The sequence below is a fragment of the Methyloceanibacter sp. genome (genome assembly GCF_050728395.1).
Lineage (GTDB): Bacteria > Pseudomonadota > Alphaproteobacteria > Rhizobiales > Methyloligellaceae > Methyloceanibacter.
Genome location: NZ_JBOHJB010000027.1, coordinates 1 through 19,657, shown reverse-complemented (window position 1 = coordinate 19,657; position 19,657 = coordinate 1). Strand labels below are relative to the sequence as shown.

The 19,657-nt window shown below is 59.4% G+C and carries 14 protein-coding genes, 2 tRNA genes and 2 pseudogenes; 11 read left to right on the top strand and 7 right to left on the bottom strand.

Annotation, left to right across the window (positions count from 1 at the left end; genetic code table 11):
• Nucleotides 1-27: 27 nt before the first annotated feature.
• Complete coding sequence (locus ACREC7_RS06855) at nt 28-1,293, bottom strand: porin (protein WP_431554944.1); 1,266 nt, start codon at nt 1,291-1,293, stop codon at nt 28-30.
• Between the two features lie 314 nt (nt 1,294-1,607).
• Between ACREC7_RS06855 and ACREC7_RS06850 the strand changes: the two genes are divergently transcribed.
• From ACREC7_RS06850 to ACREC7_RS06830, 5 genes are read left to right on the top strand one after another with little or no spacing between them, the layout of a single operon-like run.
• Nucleotides 1,608-2,144: a hypothetical protein gene (locus ACREC7_RS06850; RefSeq protein WP_431554943.1), complete on the top strand. Its 537-nt coding sequence runs from the start codon at nt 1,608-1,610 to the stop codon at nt 2,142-2,144.
• A complete protein-coding gene (locus ACREC7_RS06845) occupies nt 2,141-3,598 on the top strand; it encodes a cbb3-type cytochrome c oxidase subunit I (RefSeq protein ID WP_431554942.1) in 1,458 nt (485 codons plus the stop codon). The genes ACREC7_RS06850 and ACREC7_RS06845 overlap by 4 nt, the downstream gene beginning before the upstream one ends.
• Nucleotides 3,595-4,215 carry an SCO family protein gene (locus ACREC7_RS06840; RefSeq protein WP_431554941.1) on the top strand — a complete coding sequence of 207 codons (621 nt, stop codon included), beginning with the start codon at nt 3,595-3,597 and terminating at the stop codon, nt 4,213-4,215. The genes ACREC7_RS06845 and ACREC7_RS06840 overlap by 4 nt, the downstream gene beginning before the upstream one ends.
• Complete coding sequence (locus tag ACREC7_RS06835) at nt 4,212-4,814, top strand: hypothetical protein (RefSeq protein WP_431554940.1); 603 nt, start codon at nt 4,212-4,214, stop codon at nt 4,812-4,814. Before ACREC7_RS06840 ends, ACREC7_RS06835 begins: the two co-directional genes overlap by 4 nt.
• Nucleotides 4,811-5,614, top strand: a complete 804-nt coding sequence (locus ACREC7_RS06830) for a formate/nitrite transporter family protein (RefSeq protein ID WP_431554939.1) — start codon at nt 4,811-4,813, stop codon at nt 5,612-5,614. The genes ACREC7_RS06835 and ACREC7_RS06830 overlap by 4 nt, the downstream gene beginning before the upstream one ends.
• 108 nt (nt 5,615-5,722) lie before the next feature.
• Here ACREC7_RS06830 and fdxA read toward each other — a convergent pair.
• Both fdxA and ACREC7_RS06820 read right to left on the bottom strand, forming a co-directional pair.
• Nucleotides 5,723-6,058, bottom strand: a pseudogene (fdxA, locus tag ACREC7_RS06825) (ferredoxin FdxA); the annotation flags it as partial.
• Nucleotides 6,055-6,291: a hypothetical protein gene (locus tag ACREC7_RS06820; RefSeq protein ID WP_431554938.1), complete on the bottom strand. Its 237-nt coding sequence runs from the start codon at nt 6,289-6,291 to the stop codon at nt 6,055-6,057. The gene ACREC7_RS06820 and the pseudogene fdxA, both read right to left, overlap by 4 nt.
• Nucleotides 6,292-6,664: 373 nt before the next feature.
• On the opposite strand from ACREC7_RS06820, the gene ACREC7_RS06815 reads away from it, so the two are divergent.
• Genes ACREC7_RS06815 through ACREC7_RS06805 form a run of 3 tightly spaced genes read left to right on the top strand, consistent with a single transcriptional unit; the run spans nt 6,665 to nt 9,581 of the window.
• On the top strand, nt 6,665-7,285 hold the full coding sequence (locus ACREC7_RS06815; RefSeq protein ID WP_431554937.1) for a DUF3489 domain-containing protein: 621 nt from the start codon (nt 6,665-6,667) through the stop codon (nt 7,283-7,285).
• Nucleotides 7,286-7,294: 9 nt separating this feature from the next.
• Nucleotides 7,295-7,816: a DUF2924 domain-containing protein gene (locus tag ACREC7_RS06810; RefSeq protein WP_431554936.1), complete on the top strand. Its 522-nt coding sequence runs from the start codon at nt 7,295-7,297 to the stop codon at nt 7,814-7,816.
• Nucleotides 7,809-9,581 carry a recombinase family protein gene (locus ACREC7_RS06805; RefSeq protein ID WP_431554935.1) on the top strand — a complete coding sequence of 591 codons (1,773 nt, stop codon included), beginning with the start codon at nt 7,809-7,811 and terminating at the stop codon, nt 9,579-9,581. The genes ACREC7_RS06810 and ACREC7_RS06805 overlap by 8 nt, the downstream gene beginning before the upstream one ends.
• A 38-nt stretch (nt 9,582-9,619) precedes the next feature.
• On the opposite strand, the gene ACREC7_RS06800 is transcribed toward ACREC7_RS06805, so the two are convergent.
• The 3 genes from ACREC7_RS06800 to ACREC7_RS06790 all read right to left on the bottom strand — a co-directional run bounded on the left by ACREC7_RS06800 (nt 9,620) and on the right by ACREC7_RS06790 (nt 16,182).
• The gene (locus ACREC7_RS06800) at nt 9,620-11,062 is read right to left on the bottom strand and encodes a hypothetical protein (protein ID WP_431554934.1); all 1,443 of its coding nucleotides are present in this window, start codon (nt 11,060-11,062) and stop codon (nt 9,620-9,622) included.
• Complete coding sequence (locus ACREC7_RS06795; RefSeq protein WP_431554933.1) at nt 11,059-15,480, bottom strand: NACHT domain-containing protein; 4,422 nt, start codon at nt 15,478-15,480, stop codon at nt 11,059-11,061. The genes ACREC7_RS06800 and ACREC7_RS06795 overlap by 4 nt, the downstream gene beginning before the upstream one ends.
• 628 nt (nt 15,481-16,108) lie before the next feature.
• A tRNA-Gln gene (locus tag ACREC7_RS06790) sits at nt 16,109-16,182 on the bottom strand.
• A gap of 250 nt (nt 16,183-16,432) precedes the next feature.
• Between ACREC7_RS06790 and ACREC7_RS06785 the strand changes: the two genes are divergently transcribed.
• Both ACREC7_RS06785 and ACREC7_RS06780 read left to right on the top strand, forming a co-directional pair.
• Nucleotides 16,433-16,509 (top strand) — tRNA-Pro (locus ACREC7_RS06785).
• A gap of 231 nt (nt 16,510-16,740) precedes the next feature.
• Nucleotides 16,741-17,706 carry an MBL fold metallo-hydrolase gene (locus ACREC7_RS06780; protein WP_431554932.1) on the top strand — a complete coding sequence of 322 codons (966 nt, stop codon included), beginning with the start codon at nt 16,741-16,743 and terminating at the stop codon, nt 17,704-17,706.
• A gap of 91 nt (nt 17,707-17,797) precedes the next feature.
• Here the strand turns inward: ACREC7_RS06780 and ACREC7_RS06775 are convergent.
• Nucleotides 17,798-18,151, bottom strand: a pseudogene (locus tag ACREC7_RS06775) (DUF1499 domain-containing protein); the annotation flags it as partial.
• Between the two features lie 658 nt (nt 18,152-18,809).
• Here ACREC7_RS06775 and ACREC7_RS06770 point away from each other — a divergent pair.
• The gene (locus ACREC7_RS06770; protein ID WP_431554931.1) at nt 18,810-19,550 is read left to right on the top strand and encodes a hypothetical protein; all 741 of its coding nucleotides are present in this window, start codon (nt 18,810-18,812) and stop codon (nt 19,548-19,550) included.
• Nucleotides 19,551-19,657: the final 107 nt, after the last annotated feature.

Sequence of the window (19,657 nt, the reverse complement as noted above, 5' to 3'; positions counted from 1 at the left end):
GTAGCGCCCGCCAGACTGGCGGGTCGGTTAGAAGCTGATCAATCCGCCCGCAGTCACGTAACGGAAGTCGTCGACATCATTAAGACCTGGCCCGGTGATACTCACCCCCTGCTGGCGGTATTTGACCCATATGGTCATCGCCGCGGCATCGATCTCTTGCGCGGCGCCGAAGCCCCAGCGAAACAATTCACTCCCCGTGGCACCGTCGTTGAGCGCGGCGGGCGAAAGCTGATCGGTGTATTTGGCATATTCGCCATAGAGGATCGTGTGGCCGATCGCGTTCCACTGCCTGCGGATGCCGCCCTTGAGGTACCAATGATGGGTGTCGGGCTCCGCGAGGCCTGAGAAGATCGTCTCGCGGTTGTTGTCCTCGCTGCCATAAGCAGCGTGCAGGAACAGGCCAGAGGCGAGATGTTGAGCGTATCCGCCGGCCTGGAAGTAGTCGGAATTCTTGGCGAACGAGATGGGTGGCGGCTGGATCTGCTGATCGATGTTGCGCGAATAGCCTACCCCAAGCGCGATCTTGAAGCCGCCGATGTCGTCCTGATACCGGGCTGCCGCTTCAAAATCGTCGTCCATACCGAAGCTCGCGGAGACGGAGAAGCCGCCGAAGGTAGGGCTGTCATAGCGCACGCCGTCCATGACGATGCCGTCACAGTCGCCGCCCCATGGCCGCTGCTGTGAGTAGCAATAAGCGAAGTCGCCCCATCTTAGGCGCAGTAGCGTCTCGCGCTGACGCAAGAAGAAGGCATTGCCGTCGAACAGAACATAGTTGGCGATTAGCTGCGTTCCGGAGAGGTCGGTGAACATCGCAGCGCTCTTTGAGGCGAGCGCGTTTTTGCCCAGACTCGCTTTGCCCAATTTCGCGCTCTGCAAATACCAATAGGACATCTGCACGCTGAGGCCGAGGTCAGCGTTGTCGTTGAACTGATTGAGTCCCATGGGATTGTTGTTGAGGTCCTGAATGCGCAGGAGAAAGCCGGCCGACCAGTCGGCCGAGATCTTCGCGCTGCCCAAGAACCTGAGATTTGTCGCCTGAGTTGGACCGATATCGGCGACATAGACGTTGCTCTCGGCACCGTCGTTCCAGGCCATGACCTGTTTGGTGACGTAGCCCGACACTGTGACGGAGACCTTGCGATTGGCCTTGTCGGCGGCCGTGGCTCCGAGCTTTGCCACCGCCTCATCTAGGTAGTTGTCGCCGCCAACTTCGGCGGCCTCGGCCGCTTTCGCTTTATAATCAAGCCCTAATCCGCACGCGAGCGCACTGAACAAGCCTACGGTGCGCACCATTGCCCGACACACTCCAAATATCATCATTCGACTAAAGTAGCTTTTGACAGGTTAATATGTCATATAGTATTTCGGCGCCGTGGCAAAGGGGTGGCGGGCGAAGGGCAACGACGTCCGCATTCGTCCGCAGATGCCAACGTCGTTTGGCGGGTGGGGGTCAACCTTTTGAACGTCGTTCGTCGCTTGGTTGGGGGCATTCCGTCGAGCAAGGACACAATCTCCGGCCGAACGTATCTGCATCGCATCCTTGTTGTTGCGTAAGTCTGGCCAGCGCGCAGCCTAAACGCTGGCACATTTGCTATTTCGGAGGTCCCATGCAGCAACAGATGATCCTGGTTGTGACGCTGTTAGGAATGCTGTTCGTAGCCTTGCCCTTCTTTCTTACTGCTCGTTCATCCTCCAGCACCGTAGCGCCGACACCATTGCTCGAAGCGCCGGCGAGACAGCGGCTGATCTGGATTCTCATAACCCTCGGCGTCGTTGTCACGGTTGCAACGCTTTGGGTGTGGCCGCACCGGGTTATCGCGGGCGCCTCGACGCAAACCGTCAATGTGACGGGTCGTCAATGGTCCTGGGAGTTTGACCCGAAGACCGTACGGGCGGGGTCGCCCGTCATCTTCAACGTGCACTCCGGTGACGTGAATCACGGTATGGGCGTCTACGGCCCCGACAAGAGACTTCTGTTTCAGGTTCAGGCCATGCCCGGCTACCTCAATCGCGTCGAGTACACCTTCGACAAGCCCGGCGCCTACCAGATCCTGTGCATGGAGTTCTGCGGTATCGCGCACCACCTCATGATCACGGAGCTCACTGTTACCGCCGCCGATCAGGACAAAGGTGCTTCACAATGACAAACCAGGCCTTAAACCAAACGACATCCGAGCGCTGGGGAGCCGGCCTCGCTCCGATAGCTCTGCTGCTGGCGGGCGCCGTGTTTCTCCTGATGATGCTCGTCGGGTTACTGATGCGCAGCGCGCAGGGCAATCTCGTCGTCGTCGATCCGGTGTTGTTCTATCAACTCATGACTGCGCATGGCGTTGGGATGGTTGGTGCCGCCGGGCTCTCGGGCGCAGCAGTCATGTGGTACTTTCTTGGACGCCACGTCCCGTTGAGCACGACAGTTTTTGCGATATTTCTCGGGCTGTTCCTCCTTGGCGTCGTCCTCATCCTTGGAGCGATATTCGTCGGCGGCTTCGCCGCAGCCTGGACGTTTCTATACCCATTACCGGCCCATTCAGGTGGCGCCTGGAGCGACAACGCCGCGGTCGCATTCCTCTGCGGACTTGTATCAATCGGTGTAGGTTTTCTACTCTTCTATCTCGAAGCTGGCCGGGCGATCCTGGCGCGATATGGCAGCCTGCCGAAGGCGATGGCGTGGCCGCTCGCCTTCACCGGCAAGATGGATGACGTGCCTCCTCCGACCGTCATCGCCTCGACTGCCGTGATCATTTTCAATTCTCTGGGCATCGTCGTCGGCGCCGCGGTGCTCGTCATCAGTCTCATCAATCTGTTGGTACCAACATTCGCCGTCGACGCGCTGCTCGCCAAGAATATGATCTATTTCTTTGGCCATGTGTTCATCAACGCGTCGATCTACATGGCGGTGATCGGCGTCTACGAGGTCATCCCCGAATATACCGGTCGTCCTTGGAAGTCCTCGCGCGCGTTCGCCATCGCGTGGACTGCCATCCTCCTCTTCGTCCTGTCTGTCTACCCGCACCATCTCATGCAGGATACCGTGATGCCGGGTTGGGCCCTCATCTTGGGTCAGGTGGTGTCCTACCTCAGTGCCATTCCGGTGCTCGCGGTCACGGCTTTCGGCCTCCTAGGCAACGTGCGCGGCTCAGGCATGCGTTGGGACTTGGCCTCCTCTCTGTTGTTCATCGGCGTGTTTGGATGGTCGATCGGCGTCGTGCCGGCTGTCGTCGACGGTGTCATCTCCGCCAACAAGCTGATGCACAACACTCAGTGGGTGCCAGGTCATTTTCACACCTACCTCCTCCTCGGCGAGGTGGCCATGTCGTTCGGCGTCATGGCGTGGCTCGTACGTAATCGGGAGCAGGCGACGTTCAACGGCCTGGATCGCACTGCCTTCTGGGCTTATGTCGCTGGGTCCCTGGGCTTCATTTTGGTCCTCCTAACGGCTGGCGCCATGAGCGTTCCACGCAGGTGGGCAGTTCATGCGCCGGAATGGATTGCACAGGACCGCATCTCCAGTCTTTTCGCGTTCGTGATCGTCCTCGGCGCGACCTATTTCGTCGTGCGCTACGCCATTCGGCTTGTGACGGCGAATGGCGCGCGATGACGCAGTGGCTTAGGACAATCGCGGCATGCCTCGCCGTTGGTTGCCTCGGTGCGGCCGTCCTTTGGGAAACCACGGATGGTGGGCGTGCCCTGACGACTGAGGGCTCGAGACGTCTCGCGGCTCTCGAGGCGCCGACTCTGGTTCCCGACGTCGTATTGACTGACCGGCACAATCAGCAGGTAAGCCTGCGACGCCACGACGGCTCGATTACTCTGCTCGAGTTCATCTACACAACCTGCCCCGTACTCTGCCAGTCTGCCGGCGCGGCCTTTCTGCGGCTGCAAGGGCTCCTGCAGGCGGCGGACCTTAAGACCGACGTCCAGTTACTGAGTGTGACCTTCGATCTCGATCGCGATGGACCCGCCGAGCTGGAAGTCTATGAACAACGGCATCAGGCGGATGGCCGCCAATGGCGGATCGTAAGGCCTTTGCCGCAGGATCTAGAGTCCTTGCTGCAAGCGTTCGGAGTGTTGGTGCTTCGGGATCCGATCTTCGGGTTCGAACACAACGCGGCCATTCACATGGTCAGCGATGGGCGCCTGGTCGGGATTTTCGATCTCGAGGACATCGAGGGCGTCGTGAAACGCCTTGAGGCCGTTCGCCAGGGCAGGACATGACTCAACCGTCGCTCGTCATTGCCGCCGCACTCTTCGCAGTCTGCGTTGTGTTCCGAGTGCCGCTTGAAGGCCAGATGGTCACCCACGTCCTGCTGCTGCTGCCTGCACTTGCGGTTGCGGGTTGGCTTGCGGGCCGCGCCATCGCAAGTCGCTGGCCCGGCCTCATGTCGAGCGATTGGAACGCCGTCGGCGCAACAGGTCTTCTGACCGCGCTGTTCGCCGGCGCTTTCTGGATGCTGCCGCGTTCGCTCGACTGGTCGCTCAGCGAGCCGCTCGGAGACGTTGCCAAGTTTATCAGCCTGCCGCTGCTCGTCGGAATTCCCCTTGCCCTCAGCTGGCGCCGTGCACCGTTCTTGGTTCGCGGATTTCTGAAGGCCAACGCTATCTCCATGGCGCTCACGCTAGCGTGGATCTACAGCTATGCTCCCGTGCGCCTCTGCATCAGCTATCTAACGGGGCAACAGGAGCAACTGGGCGTAGGTTTTCTCTGGGTCGCCGGCGTGATCAGCGTCCTCTGGATCGCGCCTCTCCTCGGCGTCCCGACGCCATCGTGGAGTGCTCGACGAGCGCCGTCGCTCGCCGCGGGACATCAGCCATGACAATCGACCAGACGGTGGCCTATTTCGCAGCCCAGGCGCGCGTCAAATCGGACATGCTTGCCCGACGCCCGCTCGCCTTTTTCATCTCCTCGATGATGGCCGGCGCCTACGTTGGCGCGGGCATTCTCTTGATTTTCAGCATTGGGCAACCGCTCGACCCATCGGTCCGAAGTCTTGTCATGGGAGCAAGTTTCGGCATCGCCTTGACGCTCGTTGTGTTCGCTGGATCGGAGCTGTTTACAGGCTACACCATGTATATGGCGCTCGGTCGTCTATGCGGAACGACAACGCTGCCGGAGCTCACGAAAACTTGGCTCGCGACCTGGCTAGGAAACCTTTTTGGCTCCGCGTTACTTGCTGCCCTTTTCGTCATGGGAGGCGGCGGACAAGTCCTGAAAGAGGGCGCGGACCTTCTGTTCCATGTAGCGGCCTACAAGATCGCGTCGGGCCCTGTTGCCCTTGTGTGCCGTGGTGCGCTGTGCAATTGGCTCGTTTGTCTCGCACTCTGGACTGGCGCGAGAACGAAGGACGACACGGCAAAATGCATCCTGTTCTTCTGGTGCCTGTTCGCCTTCATTGCTAGCGGTTTCGAGCACAGCGTCGCGAACATGACCATTTTTTCAGTTGCGCTCCTGTCGGCCAATAGCGAAGCCATCACCATATCCGGAGCCGCGTACAACCTGCTTTGGGCCTCAATCGGCAATGCGATAGGTGGCACCGTCTTCATGGCGCTCGGCTATTGGGCTGTTGCCGAGCGTTCATCTGAAAGAGCCGAGAATGCCGTCGTGGTGAGTGAGTAGAGTTTCCGAGACCCTAGTAGCGACCTATTCCGCACCGCCTGCTCAGCTGCCTTGTGACGCATCCAGTTCAACCGTCCGCCGCTGATCACGACCCTGTGCATCAGCCACATCACCGGGCCCGGGATTTGGCGAGAAGTAGCTCTCCAGTTTGTTGGGGACGCCGTCGAACTCACCGGCGTCAGCGAGATGCTCACCCTTCGCCGAAATGTTCGGCCAAATCGACGCGTATTCCGCGTTGAGCTTGAGCCAGTTGTCGAGACCCGGCTCGGTGTCAGAGACTATGGCCTTTGCCGGACATTCCGGCTCGCACGCGCCGCAATCGACGCACTCGTCTGGATGGATGACGAGTATGTTCTCGCCTTCATAGAAGCGATCGACAGGACAGACCTCCACACAATCCACGTATTTGCACTTGATGCAGTTGTCGGTGACGACGAACGTCATTGTGGATTCGCGTGCCATGCCCGGTCTAGCCGGTAAAACGAGGCGAGCTTGAGGCTTTCCGCGATGCGGACCGCCTTCACGCGAAACCCGTCCGCCACGCTCGCGTCCAAAAGCTCTTGGTAGGTGTCGTCGAACATGGCTAGCCAGCGTTCGAAATGCTGCAGCTTGATCGCCTTCAATCGTAGATGGACCGCGACGGGATTGCCCTTGTAGCGACCGCTGGTGAGCATCACCGAGGACCAGAAGCGGTGGCACCGCTACCTCGCGAAACCACTGGACTTCTTGCAGGAAGCGAGCGTGGATGCGGTTACAACTGACAGGGCGACAGCCTCCGTCATCGCCCCCGCCTGGCTTTTTAGCCGGGCTCTGGGCGGTGCAAGCGCCGGCAAAGGGCCGGTGCAACGGAGGCAGTCATGTCCAAGACCCAAGCAGCAAAGCTCAGCGACACTCTCACGAATTCAACTGGACTTCAGCGCCGAGGAGAGCGTGCATGCTTGTCACTAGTGACGGCAAAAACCTCCGTCGTCGCCCTCGCCTGGCCTCCTAGCCGGGCTCTGGGCGGTGGAAGCACCGGCAGTGGGCCGGTGCACCACGATGGAGGCAGTCATGTCTAGGGCCCAACCGACAACAGCCAAACTTAGCGATACTCAGCTTGTGATCCTCAGCACCGCGGCCAAACGCGACGATGGATCGCTCCTTCCCTTTCCGGAAACCCTGACAGCCAAGGGCGCCGCCCTCACCAAGGTCGTTGAGAACTTGAGTAAGCGAAAGCTGGTCGAGGAGAAGCAAACTCTCAATGGCACGCCCGAATGGCGTCGTGATGAAGAGCGCGGTGCTCTTGGTCTGTTCATCACCAAAAGTGGGCTTCTTGCCCTTGGTATCAATGAGACGGAGGAGACCAAACCCTCCAACGTGGCGGCAAGCAAACCTCGCCAGCGCAAGACGTCAGCCGCAAAACCGCGCAGCAAGCCCCAGAAGGCTTCAGCCGCCAAGCCTAAGGGACGAGCAGCGCCTTCGCAGAGCAAGCAGGATCTCGTGCTCCAGATGCTTCGGCGGCAGTCCGGCGTCACCATCAAGGACATCATCGCCAAGACTGGTTGGCAGGCACATTCGGTGCGGGGGTTCTTCAGCGGGCTCGTTAGGAAGAAGCTCAAACTTCCCCTCGTCTCCGATGTCGGCAAGGACGGCATGCGCCGCTACCACATTGCGCCGCGCTCTTCTTGCTAGGCACAGCCCATGTCATCGCCTTTGGCCCCTCGCCCGCGTCGCCTGAGGCGGCGCGGGCAATCGTCGGCCCAATCTGAGCAAGAACTGAAAGCCTCTATCGCGGCGCGGGTTCTCGCCCTCCCCAAATGCTCGCGAGGCGAGCTGGAAGAGCAATGGCGCGCGCTGTGGGGCAGTGACCCGCCTCGCCACGGAAGCCGCGAGTTCCTCATCCGCGCCGTCGCCTATGGAATTCAGGCACAGGCCTTCGGTGGCCTCGACGCCAAGACGCTGCAGCTTCTGCGAAAGGCCAGCCAGGCCAACGGCGCCCGACCGAAGGCACGAGCCACCCGGCTCAGCAATGGCTCGAGGCTCTTCAGAGAATGGCACGGTGAAACTCACGAAGTGCTCGTGCTCGACAAGGGTTTCGCCTGGCGCGGCGAAACCTACCCGAGCCTGAGCGCCATCGCCCGCGCCATCACAGGCGCGCATTGGAACGGCTGGGCCTTCTTTGGTCTCAAGCGCCACCCAAAGGAGGCGCCGGCGAATGGCTGAGACAAGTGGCCAGAGAGCCAAGCGACTTCGCTGCGCCATCTATACTCGCAAGTCCTCCGACGAGGGCCTCGAGCAAGAGTTCAACTCGCTGCATGCCCAGCGCGAAGCTTGCGAGGCCTATATCTTGAGCCAGCGACATGAAGGCTGGCATGTGCTTTCGGCACATTATGACGACGGCGGGCTCTCTGGGGGGACGATGAACCGCCCTGCCCTGCAGCAGCTTCTAGGCGACATCGCCGCAGGCAAAGTCGATGCCGTGGTTGTCTACAAAATCGACCGGCTAACGCGCTCGCTGTTCGACTTCGCTAAGATCGTGGAGGCCTTCGACGCTCGAGGAGTCTCCTTTGTCTCGGTCACGCAGCAATTCAATACCACCACCTCAATGGGCCGACTGACCCTGAACGTACTGCTTTCCTTCGCGCAGTTCGAGCGGGAGGTAACGAGCGAGAGAATCCGCGACAAGATTGCCGCCTCAAAGCAAAAAGGCATGTGGATGGGAGGTGCCGTGCCGCTAGGCTACGACGCCATCAATCGCAAACTCCGCATGAATGAAAAAGAAGCCAAAACCGTCCGACTGCTCTTTGACCTCTACCTCAAGCTCGGCAGTGTCCGAAAACTGCAGGATGAGTGTCTGCGACTAGGGCTTAGGACCAAGCTGCGCGCGATGCTCGATGGAAGGCAATCTGGAGGAACGGCATTCAGCCGCGGACACCTCTACCGCATTCTTTCCAGTCCAATCTATTTCGGCCGCATTCCACATAAGGGCCGCAGCTACGAAGGCGAGCATGAAGGCATCATTGATGCCGAGACCTGGGACAAGGTCCAGGCGCAGCTCGCAATGAACGCCGGCCGCAAGAGGGGCCGAACCAGCTCCAAGCATCCGAGCTTGCTTGCCGGGCTGCTGTTCACGGCCGACGGCGTCCCGTTCACGCCCTCTCATGCCGTCAACCACGGCCGCCGCTATCGCTACTATGTCGAGCGCTCGCTGCTGACGGCCGGCGCGGAACTAGGAAAGTCAGACGCGTCTCAGCCGAACGGCGGTGGCAATGGCGTCCAGACCAAAGGCTGGCGCCTTCCCGCGCATCAAATCGAGAAACTTGTGTTGAAGCAGGTTGCCAGTTTCCTGAGGGATCGCGGAGCCGTCCTTGATGCCCTCGGTTTCAAACGGCAATCGCCGGATCTGGTATCTGCCGTCTTCGCCCGCGCATCCACGCTGGCCGAAGGCTGCGAGTCGGGATCGGTTGCGAGCAGTCTGGAGATCGTTACCGCTCTCGTACGCCGTGTTACGATTGCGCAAGAAAGGGTGACGATTGAAATCGACCACGCCGGCTTGATCGAGCGTGTAACGGATCAAAAGGCTACGTCTCAATCGAAAGCGAAGGACCGTCGACCGATCCTAATTGAGGTGCCGGTCAGGTTTCGGCGGCGAGGCGTCGAAGCCAAGCTCGTTGTTTTGGATCAGCAACAACCAACCGCTGGGCCAGACGCCAATCTCGTCAAGGCACTCACACGCGCTCATCAATGGTTCGGCAGGATCCTCCGTGGCGAGGCGACTGGCATCGGCGATATTGCACAGGCCGAGCGCCTCGACAGAAGCTATGTTGCACGCGTGCTTTGCTTGGCGTTTCTCGCACCCGAAGTCACCAAGGCGATGCTGGAAGGACGACAGCCGACGGAGTTGACCGCCAAGCGGCTCATCAGCTCATCACTTAGAATGCCGCTCCCCTGGTCCGATCAACCCTTGACGCTCTGCCAGATTGGCTAGTTCGCGCTTGTGTCCTGATGTCCGACATAATTGCAGAGCTAGTCTCTGAAAAATGCGGTGTGTCTCTTTAGCGACAATTCGCCGAAGTCGGTCGGGCGTTCCCACACTCTCAATTCGACATGCCAAGAGAGCCCCATGCCAAGCGAACCTGACGCGGCCTTCAATCGTTCCACCTCCATTTCCGCGAGCCCGCCACAGCGCGTGTGGCCTTGAGAGGGTTGAAGCGGCGACCAATCATCATGCCATACTCGCCACTGGCCAACTGATCGCCCTTCGTTTTTGAGATTCACAATCCCGCCTTTGCAGTCGACTTCAGCAGGCGATGAAAAATTGTACGGCGCGGGTAGGACGATCCCAAGATGCGCGTACTCATTGAGCCAAAATCCCAAAGGAACGGGCCACACGTTCAAACAAACTGGGATCATGGAGCCGGCGACTCCTGCCGAGCGGTACGTTTCGGCATCCCGCTTCGAAAGTTGCCCTTCATAAGAAAGAAGATCTGAAAGCCCCCAGACCATCATTCGCTCAAATTCGTCTTCACCCTCCTTGGGAATGAAATCGCTGCTCGCATAGCATGCCTCGACGGACAGCTCACCGAACTCGGCTATCCTCGCGTTAATCGGAATACGCAGCGAAACTGGCCGCATGCCCTTCGTCGCAATATTCGACTTTATGATGCGCCTGACGAGCTTTTCAAGTGGAGCGTCGGACTTGCAGCACTTTTCCGGCACGTTAGACAGCCACGTCGGTCGACGGATAGGCTTGAGCCCTTCGAGGCCCCGGTTGAGTGGAAGGCAATTGCTTGCAATCATGAGCGCCACGTCTCTGGGCATTTCCCATTCCTGCACGGCGAATGAGAGCGTGCGAAGATAGGCAGAGCGATACACGTGGCATTGAGCCTGGCTAAACTGGCCGCCAACCCCCGACCGCGATCTAGCTGCATTCAGGAAATGATACGGAAAGGACGAGTATGAGCTACCCGTCTCATCCATCACCTTGCGCCACTCGTAGGCCCACTGTTGAATGAATGGCAGTCCATGCTCTTCTTCTAAGCGGTGGAAATCGTCGTAGAGCAGCAAGGGGACAACTGCACCCTTATGCTCTTCGAAGTATTTGTCGGGCTCATAATCCGGAGGCGCGGCGCCTGAATTTGCCGTGATCCAGCGGCCCAAGACTTTGCGGTACACGCGCTGGAACAGAAAGTCGGCGAGGACTGATGATTTTTGAATGCTGGCCTTCACCTCGTCCGCAGGCGGCAAGCTGCTGGATTCTACAGCGAGCAGGATGCTCAGGCCCGATAAAACCTCGGTTTCAAGCTTGCGGCTCTTAAGCCAATCCAAATAGACCTTGGCCGCCATTGTTCGCTGAGATGACGAAAGCAAGCCCGCATATTCTTTCGCTGCACGCCACCGAACAAAACGCACCGGCCAATTGAGCCGGTCCAGTAAAACGCGCATTGTGTGCTCGGGGCTTAAGGTCATTGCGTCCACTCCGCACGCGGAAGTGGTTGGTCACTGACCTCGTCTTTCGTGATGCGGACCATTGTGCCCGCATAGTCGGCTGCAAGCTTGCTCTGCCCAACCAACAATAAGAACTTTACCAGCCAGCGAGTGCCAATCGTCAATCCGTTGCGGCGCTTCTCCCAGTAACGCGGCTGTTTTGACGTGTCTTTGATGAATTGCGCCCATTTGCTCTTGTAGTGCTTGGCAACGCGTTCGAGCCGCCGCTGGACGCGCTCACTTCTATCCCAGTAGTAATTCCATCCGTGGCGCTCGATCTGAGCCCGCACCAACCATATGTACGCCCTTGCTTTCCCCTCGTACTTGAGGCTCACGTCAAACGCCTCATCGAGAAGCGGCTCAATCTCGTGCGGGTTCTCGTGATTCTTGAAATACGCGTCGATCGATCTTACTGCTTCGAGCCCTTTGCCTTTGCGGTCCCAATACCTGAGCCAAGCCAGAAGTGAGTCCTCACGATGCAGATAGCCAAGCTTCGGGCTCGCCACTCGCTTTAGCAGCGCATCCAGCTTGTCCGGGTCATATTTTTTTACGTCGGGAGGCCTGCCTTTTCGCCCTAGATCGTCGCCTTTCACTTTGTGCGTGATCCTCGTCTTGGCCTTACTGGCGTCCTTATCCTTGGCGGCACCAATAAACATTCGTTGCGCCGACAAGAGCTTTGAGACGCCTGCCCTTCCTTGCTTGCGCAGTTTCTCAAGCTCGTAGAGGTCTGCCCGTTCCAGTATCGACTTGCCGAGCGCAATTCCCGAGGGGCTTGTGAAATCCACGTGGCGCAAAATCGCGCAATGCGTCATCTCTGCCAGCCGCCACTCCTCATTCGCCATGTAATAGCTGTAGAGGTTTGGCAACCACTCCGGCTTAACGAGGGCGATGAGGTCAATGAACTCTTCCGGTGCATGGTTCGTCTCATCCCCGTCCGTGAACACCGTAATCTGGTCAATAATCGGCGCTAACAGCTCAACCCAGGGCAACACATCAGCCGCCTTGGATTCGTGAATACTCTCAATCGCGGACAATACGTCAAATACCCAAACGTCCTTTCTCCAACCGTAGCCGACGATGCAGTCGGCTGCCCTGGACACGAATCTTTCCCCTCCTTCTAGGCCATAGAGGACCGAGAGCTGGGCAAGATCGATCCATCTCTCTGCGCGCTCACTAAACTGTGTGACATGCTCTGATTCGGTTTCCTCCAGCTCATCGATCAGCTCCTTTATGCCTTGGGGCTCGAAGACTAGAGTGCGCGCTTCGAGCTCTTCGCTAATCCAGCTTTCGACGACCCAATGCGTTGACGCGCGCGCGATCTCAAACTGCTCGCTCGCAACCAAACTTGGGCCTTCGACCGCGCACTTAAGCGCATGGAGGTCGGTCGAGATTTGTCGCACTGCACTACGGAAGGCGCGGTACTGTGCCGTGGAAGGCTCTGAAGGCCGATGCGGAATATCGATCGGCTCCAGGTCGGCAAGACTGAAAAAGATACTGCCAAAGCTGATATCGGATGGCTTCTTTGCCATCTCCAAAGCTGCTTCCCATAGACATCGGATTCCATCCGCCATCCAGCCAAGCTTAGTACGATCGATGCCGATAAGCGCAGGCTCACAATCGCCCACAGCGCTCAATGCCGTATCCAGAGACGAAAAGAAAAACGCGTGAAAGAACTGCTCAACGTCAACATTAGGTCCATAGTCATAGTCCGCACGGACCGCCGTTGGAGATAGGGCGTCGAGATTACAAGCAGCAGGCGGGGTCAGGCCCTTCCGCCGATACCAACACATGAGTAGTGGGCTGAGGCTTGCCTGCGGGGCCAATCGTGCGGTGAGGACGATGCCTTCCGCAGCAGCAATTCGTGCCATCGCATCTTGCGTCGCGTTGCGCCACGCGGCGTGTTTTTCGTTCTGCATAAGGCCCAACATTTCATTGGCCATCTCAAAGTCTCGCAGACGGACAACATGCCGAAGAAATGTTTGATAGATGCGATCACGGGCGTGGAACTGGCTGATGAAGCGCAGGAGATTTTCCGTATCGGGCTTTCCGAAGTCCACCAAGCCCTCTAAGAAATTTTCGGCTAGCGAAAAGAATTCTTCATCCGGCCTGTGCCGCAAGTTGATCCATAAATTCACTTGGCGGCGCAATTCCTCGTAGCACTCGCGACCAATCGCGTCTCTTTCCTTCGCATTTAGGCAACGCAGTAAAGTTACGATGTCATCATCTGTGGCTGACGGGATGGCGTCGGCCATGTTGAGTATTTGCTGTTCATTTCCAGCTATGCGGATGGCGCATTCCGAGAAATCGTGAAAGCGGTTTACTTGGAACTCCGGTCCATTCTGCACACGTGTTTTTATCGAGCGCAGTTCGATCGTTTTGCCGTAGTCTCCCTGCGCAAAGGCTTCCTCTTCAGCATGATCGAGAATGTTAACGATTTGCTCAGATGGCCAGCCTTTCACAAGTGAAGCGATAACCCAGTTCCGCGTCGTATGAGTTAGAAGATCACTTGGTTCGCCTAGGAGTGCGCGCATGATCCATAGCCATGCCCAGCGCCAATACTCCGGAGCCTCGCGCTCAAGCCACCTAACCACCGCGGGGAGGACCGCCTTGAATGTGTCCGCGTGATCGCTTTGGTCTCGCGCGTAGGCAAGTATACTTCCGTGAAATGGAATGACCCCCGTCCGGCGGTGCTCAAGCAGATGGTCGACTTGGTCCAGTGCCCCCGCACATTTTCGAAGACCATCAGCAGGCCAATGGAAATCTGAGCCGGCCACAAGGTGCACGACTTTCTTGGCATCCGCAGGCAACCGTCCCCAAAGGCCTGCGTAGTATTTGCGGATGTCCCCGTCCGGGCATGAGGGTAGAAGCCTGACCTCATCGGCAGTCATAACGACGCCCCGCCGCACGAGCGCTTCAAACGAGTAAATCAGATGGAGCGGATTACCCTGGCATATCTCATAAAACGCATGGGCAACCTCTGCGAGTTCGGTAACGCCGAAGTGGGTGGCATCGCGCAGGAGCAGACGGCCAGCATCTTTCTGTCCTTCGAGCCAAGCATGGACCGCGGTTTCATCCATCGGCGGCACTTCAATCCAATCCTCCGCTTCCGCATGTTGGATCAGCCGCAGAGGCAACTGCTCTTGCGCAACTTTCTGTGTCCCAATGAGCAAGACAACGTTCGGTGGGCACGGCAATAGATAGTTGAACAAGTGCTCCATTTGGGTGGTGTTGCGCTGGTCGCGCCAGACGTGATCGAGTCCGTCGATTACGACAAAGAAGCGCTTGCCCTCCTTAGCAAAGTAATCCCCGCTGGCCTCCAGCCAATTTCTGAGTTGGTTTTGCGCATCCTCTAAGCCACGTACGGCGTCGGGATAGCGGCCCGCCATTTGATCCATGAGTGAGCTGCAAATCTCCGAGAATGAAATGCGGTCTATCGTGCTGTCATCGAGCGACAAAAAGTAGTGATGGCGAATAACTGGAAGTTCCTCTTTCCTCAGAAGATCAACCAAGTAGCTCAGGTAGGTGCTCTTTCCACGGCCCGGACTGCCCCAAAGGACAGTGATTGGCCGAGCGCTCGTCTTTATGCGCGCGGTAAACCCCTCATGGAACGTCTTAGCAGGCACCTGATAGAGGGAGGGTATCTCAAAGTCCTGAGGAATAGGCTTGGGGCGGCGCTTCGAGATGAGTTGGACGAGATGCCCGTGCCGAACTTTGCCATCGGGCTCGGGGTACTGCTTCCTGATGGCCCATTTGCGCGCTTGTTCGCGGAGCAATAGCCAGCCGGTATTGTCCGTGTCTGTGGGGACAATCTCCCCTTTCAGTTTCGTTTCGAGGTCGTCGATCAGCAGTTCCGAATGACCGAATTCAAACTTCAAGAAGAAGGTGCGAGCCGCTGCATCGCCTCCTAGTTCCGTAGAAACAGCCTTTCGCCGCGCGGCGGGAATCATATCGAAATCAATGAGTGCGTCCTTCAAGGCTCCAGCAAATTCGGGATCGGGGTGCCGATTTGTCCGAAGCCTTGCCGAATGTACGCGCCCGAGTGCCTTCACTGTCGAAAGCGCTGCAGACCACTTTTTGAGTAATGACGTGCCCTTATCCTTTTTCGCCAGAAGCCAATCCCAGCCCAAAAAGTACCGTGTTGGATCGGCCGTAAACTTGACTTGAAGGAGTTCGAAGGAACCGTCCCGGCGTGCAGCCACAACGTCATCGAGCTTTCTGGCCTTCTTGTCCTCGGATTCCAATTCGACCCAGTGATACAGGTTAGGGTCACGATAAAATTTCAGTAATACCTCGATACCAACCAGGTCCTGGTATTCAAAGCCGCTTCGGGCGATCCCGGACGTTTTGAAGCTGTGTTTCGCCACAGAGAGGGACCTGCGAGTGCGCCAGATCGCACCCAATTAGATTTTCAATGCTGCGCTGCACCGGACAGTAAGGCTCTTATCGTAGAAGTTGAATCGTATACTGCAGTGAGCGCGCTCTTCAGCAACACGGGTCTGGGGGACCCTGACCTCGTGATCTTCACATTGGAGCTTAGTGAGTGCTCGGCTGGTGTGACCCCCAAACTGGCCTCCGGAGAGAATGGGCGAGAAATTGCGTGCGCTCGCCCCTGAGACGGTCTCTCTCGACTCTCCTCCCGCCGCGGCATAGCCATTCGGTGGCTGATTTTCCCCCTCTTCCCGGCTGTTTTCAGAAGTCGGGGAGAGAACCGGAAAGCCCGCGACTTGTTGGCTGAGAGCATCGGATTCGAAGTTCGACACACATCATGATGCTAGGCTGATCAGACGATTCGAACTTCGACGCACATCGTGATGCTAGGTGATCGCAGGGACCATCGACTCATTTGCAAGTGTGACCCCCGAAAATGCCCAGTAGAGATAAACCGACAAAAACGCGGCGTTCTTCCGCTGGAGCGCTCTCTCTGGCGTCAGGTCAGAGAGAAGTACCGGCAATTGGTCGCGCAATTCCGGGGTTGTTCGCGACGCTTTGGTGAATGTCGGGAGAGAGCCGGAAAACCCTCGACTAGTGTGGCTGGGGCGCCAGGATTCGAACCTGGGATCACGGGACCAAAGCCCGTTGCCTTACCGCTTGGCCACGCCCCAATGCAAAGTCGTCTTCGCTGGAGAACGCGCGCAGGTGCCGGCTCTCGGCCGGGCGCAATCCGTGCGACGAAGCGCGGCGGACCATAGCCGCTCGCCTCCTTGGCCGCAATGCTGGGAGCCGCACCGGCACTCATGATATCGCCCGCGCCGGAGGCGATTTCCAGATCGCTTCCCCCCCTTGGCGCCCGCATGGCCAGCCCTCGGTTGCGGGGGCGGAGGCGCTTGTCTATATACGTCACCTTCAATGAGACGGAGTGTAGCGCAGCCTGGTAGCGCACCTGCTTCGGGAGCAGGGGGTCGGGAGTTCGAATCTCCCCACTCCGACCAGTCTTCCCGGCTTTATGGATGTGAGAGGCCGGAGGCCCTGAAAGTCCTGCCGTTCCGACCAGTTTTTTTGAGCAACGATTTCCACACCCCTTAGACTTAAGTCTTTGCTTGCAAAGGCCACATTTTGCGCTCATTGGCCTTGCAGATTAAGGTTGAGTTGCGGGCGGCGCTGCCGTCACTGTCGCGCTCCGCTAGGATCGCGCGAATTGGCCAGAAGCCTAAATCGAGACCATGTCGGCAGAGCTTGCCTTCAATCGAAGCGTTGATGTCGACTACGGCGTGGCCGAGGAGGTCGCCCCGCAGGTGCGCCGCATCGTCGCCAACAATCCTTCGCCATACACCTTCCTCGGCACCAATACTTACCTCGTGGGCCGCGGCCGCGTGGCCGTCATCGATCCGGGGCCGGCCTGCGAGCAGCACCTCGCCGCCATCGTAGCCGCGACCCGCGGCGAGCGCGTCACCCACATCCTGATCACCCACAGCCACCGCGATCATTGCGACGGGGCGCGCGGCTTGCAGGCGCTGGTCGGCGGCGAGATCTTGAGCTTCGGCCCGACCGGAACCGAGCGCGGCGCGGGCGCCCACGGCCTCGGCGAGGCGTTCGTCGATCCCGCCTTCCGGCCAGACCGCGCGCTTGCCGACGGCGACGTGGTGAAGGCCGGCGGCGTCGCCCTCGATGTTCTGCACACGCCAGGCCACGCGCCGGACCATCTCTGCTTTGCGCTGGTCGGCCAGCGCACGGTGTTCACCGGCGACCACGTGATGGGATGGAACACCACCGTCATCGCTCCGCCGGAGGGCAGCATGGCCAAGTTTCTCGCCTCGCTGGAAAAGCTCTTGCCGCGGCACGACAAGGTGTTCCTGCCCGCCCATGGCGGCCGCGTGCAGACGCCGCAGCGCGTGGTCAGGGCCTACATCATGCATCGGCAATGGCGCGAGCAGACCATCCTCACCTGCCTCGAGGACGGCGTCTCGACCATCCCGCGCATCGTCGCCAAGATCTATGGCGATCTCGACGCCGATCTAAAGGCGGCCGCGGCGCTCTCCGTGCTCGCCCATCTGGAGCATATGATCAGTCGGGGCTTAGTAGCGGAAACCGGCCAGGGGGGCCACGGCGCTGAGCCGGAGGCTGGGACTGAGGCTGGTCTTGCGAGCGTCTATTCCGTTTCGCCCGGCGCTTCTTCACCGGCTTCTTGATCTGCGGTGCCGTGGCCTTCGGCGCCGGCTCGGCCTGCTCCAGCCCGGTCTTCTCGCCCTTCTCCAGAGCGGCCTTCACTTCCGCAAACAGCTCGCGGACGTGCCCGGCATTGGCGCCGAGATCGTGCATTCCGTAGCGCGACGCGGAGCGGACATCGATGAAGGCATGGGCATCGTCGCCGGTGACGCGGACCAGCGCATCGTCGGTGTAACCCATGATCATGGTGCGATTGCTGGCCTCGATGAGGCCTGGCTGATCCCCGTCTGGAGCCTCGTTCGATACGATGGTCCACCCCAACCGCTTCACCGCCTCGTGCACGATGTCGAAAGTCTCGACCACCGAGCGCTCGAGCTCCATCGGGCGAATGTCGGGATAGGCCGCCTCCCGCTGTTCGGCTGCGGCGAGATCGGGCTCGACGATGCGATTGGCGTCGGCGGGGCGCATGGCGGCAAGTTGCTTGAATGGCATCGGCTGCCTGGTCGTCTGAATGTCGTTGAGCTGTGGCAGCAAGACGTAATGCGAGAGATAGAAGAGCGGCACCGCGAGCCCGACAAGCGCGATGGCGATGCCGGTGAAGGCCTGCGCCGCGCCGATCTGGCCGCCAAACCAGATGCGCACGAGCCCGACGACGGCGACGACGATGGCGAGGAACAGCCCGCCGATCGACACCGCCATCAGGTTCATCGCTGCCGGCGTGGCGAGCGTGCCAAAGCGGTGCAGGAGTACGGTCAGGATGAGCAGCTGCAGGAAGAAGAACGCCATGCGGCGCGCCCACAGCCCCTCATGCACGGTCTTCTGCAGATAGATCGCAACCACGCGTAAGCCCTCGTCCCGCTTATCCCCTCGCGTCTAGGTCACCATGCTTCACCCTGTCTCGGTGTCAACCCCTCCCCTGGCAACCTTGAAGGCCGAGGCTAGATCGCCGGCGTGGCAGGTTTGTGGTGACTTCCCTCCCCGGTTGAGGGGGAACAGGCCTAACGAATCTTAAACCTCTGCCTGTGATCCTGCGGACCAAGCCCCTCGCCCCCTTGGCGAAGGCCTGCGTAAACAGGATCGGTTAGCGTATATGCCGTCTCGTCGGCGCCCGTTTTCTGCGCCCACAATGCTGCTCGTGAGCCTTGTGCTCGTCTCGCTTGGCGGCTGCACCTATGAGCAGGAAGGGCCGCCTGACCTCCACTTCGAGAAATTCGCGGCAAAGCCGCCGAAGCTCGACACCGTGACGGTCTGCCATGCCTATGGCTGCAAGGAGCAGACGAAGTTCGCCTTCACGCAAGCCGATATCGCCGAGATCTCAGCCTTGATGGCGAGGGTGCCGCGCAACGACAGCCCGGCCGAGGAGCGCAGGGCCATCGCTTACGCCATTGCCTGGATGGAGCGGCGCGTGGCGCCGAGCGTGGGCACAACAAGCGACCGCCCGAGCATGGATCTCGGCGGCTCAGGCGATTCCACCCAGCAGGATTGCGTCGACGAAGCTACCAACACCACGAGCTACCTCCTCGTGCTCGACCGCCACGGGCTCATCAAGCATCACGCGGTGGAGAGGCCTTTCGCCAAGGACAGCCTGACGCACTGGACCCATTGGGCGGCGGTGATCAGGGAGACCGACAACGGAGAACGCTTCGCCATCGATTCATCGGCGGGCGCCAATGGCGAGAACCCAACGGTGCAGGCCGCGGCAAGCTTCTACGTGCCGGACAGTTACGCCGACCGCACCCCGCCGGAAACCGGGCTCGCCACCGCCGATGCTGAGGCGCCGAGGCAAAGCGCCGACGCTCTTGGCGGCTTCCTCCAGCGCATGCAAGCGCTCGGCTACGCAGATGAGCCTACGGGCTCGGCGCGCTGATTTCGGCAGGCTGATTGAGCAGCTGAAGCGCAAGCTCGATCGGGCTGAAAGAGCGGCGGTGATGGGTGCACACGCCGTGCTTCTTGATGGCGCGCGCGTGCTCAGGC

Bases quoted from the DNA above. Each gene is read 5' to 3' on its own strand.
- ACREC7_RS06855 (WP_431554944.1), bottom strand. From the start codon at position 1,293: ATGGTGCGCACCGTAGGCTTGTTCAGTGCGCTCGCGTGCGGATTAGGG.
- ACREC7_RS06850 (WP_431554943.1), top strand. From the start codon at position 1,608: ATGCAGCAACAGATGATCCTGGTTGTGACGCTGTTAGGAATGCTGTTC.
- ACREC7_RS06845 (WP_431554942.1), top strand. From the start codon at position 2,141: ATGACAAACCAGGCCTTAAACCAAACGACATCCGAGCGCTGGGGAGCC.
- ACREC7_RS06840 (WP_431554941.1), top strand. From the start codon at position 3,595: ATGACGCAGTGGCTTAGGACAATCGCGGCATGCCTCGCCGTTGGTTGC.
- ACREC7_RS06835 (WP_431554940.1), top strand. From the start codon at position 4,212: ATGACTCAACCGTCGCTCGTCATTGCCGCCGCACTCTTCGCAGTCTGC.
- ACREC7_RS06830 (WP_431554939.1), top strand. From the start codon at position 4,811: ATGACAATCGACCAGACGGTGGCCTATTTCGCAGCCCAGGCGCGCGTC.
- ACREC7_RS06815 (WP_431554937.1), top strand. From the start codon at position 6,665: ATGTCTAGGGCCCAACCGACAACAGCCAAACTTAGCGATACTCAGCTT.
- ACREC7_RS06810 (WP_431554936.1), top strand. From the start codon at position 7,295: ATGTCATCGCCTTTGGCCCCTCGCCCGCGTCGCCTGAGGCGGCGCGGG.
- ACREC7_RS06805 (WP_431554935.1), top strand. From the start codon at position 7,809: ATGGCTGAGACAAGTGGCCAGAGAGCCAAGCGACTTCGCTGCGCCATC.
- ACREC7_RS06800 (WP_431554934.1), bottom strand. From the start codon at position 11,062: ATGACCTTAAGCCCCGAGCACACAATGCGCGTTTTACTGGACCGGCTC.
- ACREC7_RS06780 (WP_431554932.1), top strand. From the start codon at position 16,741: ATGTCGGCAGAGCTTGCCTTCAATCGAAGCGTTGATGTCGACTACGGC.
- ACREC7_RS06770 (WP_431554931.1), top strand. From the start codon at position 18,810: ATGCTGCTCGTGAGCCTTGTGCTCGTCTCGCTTGGCGGCTGCACCTAT.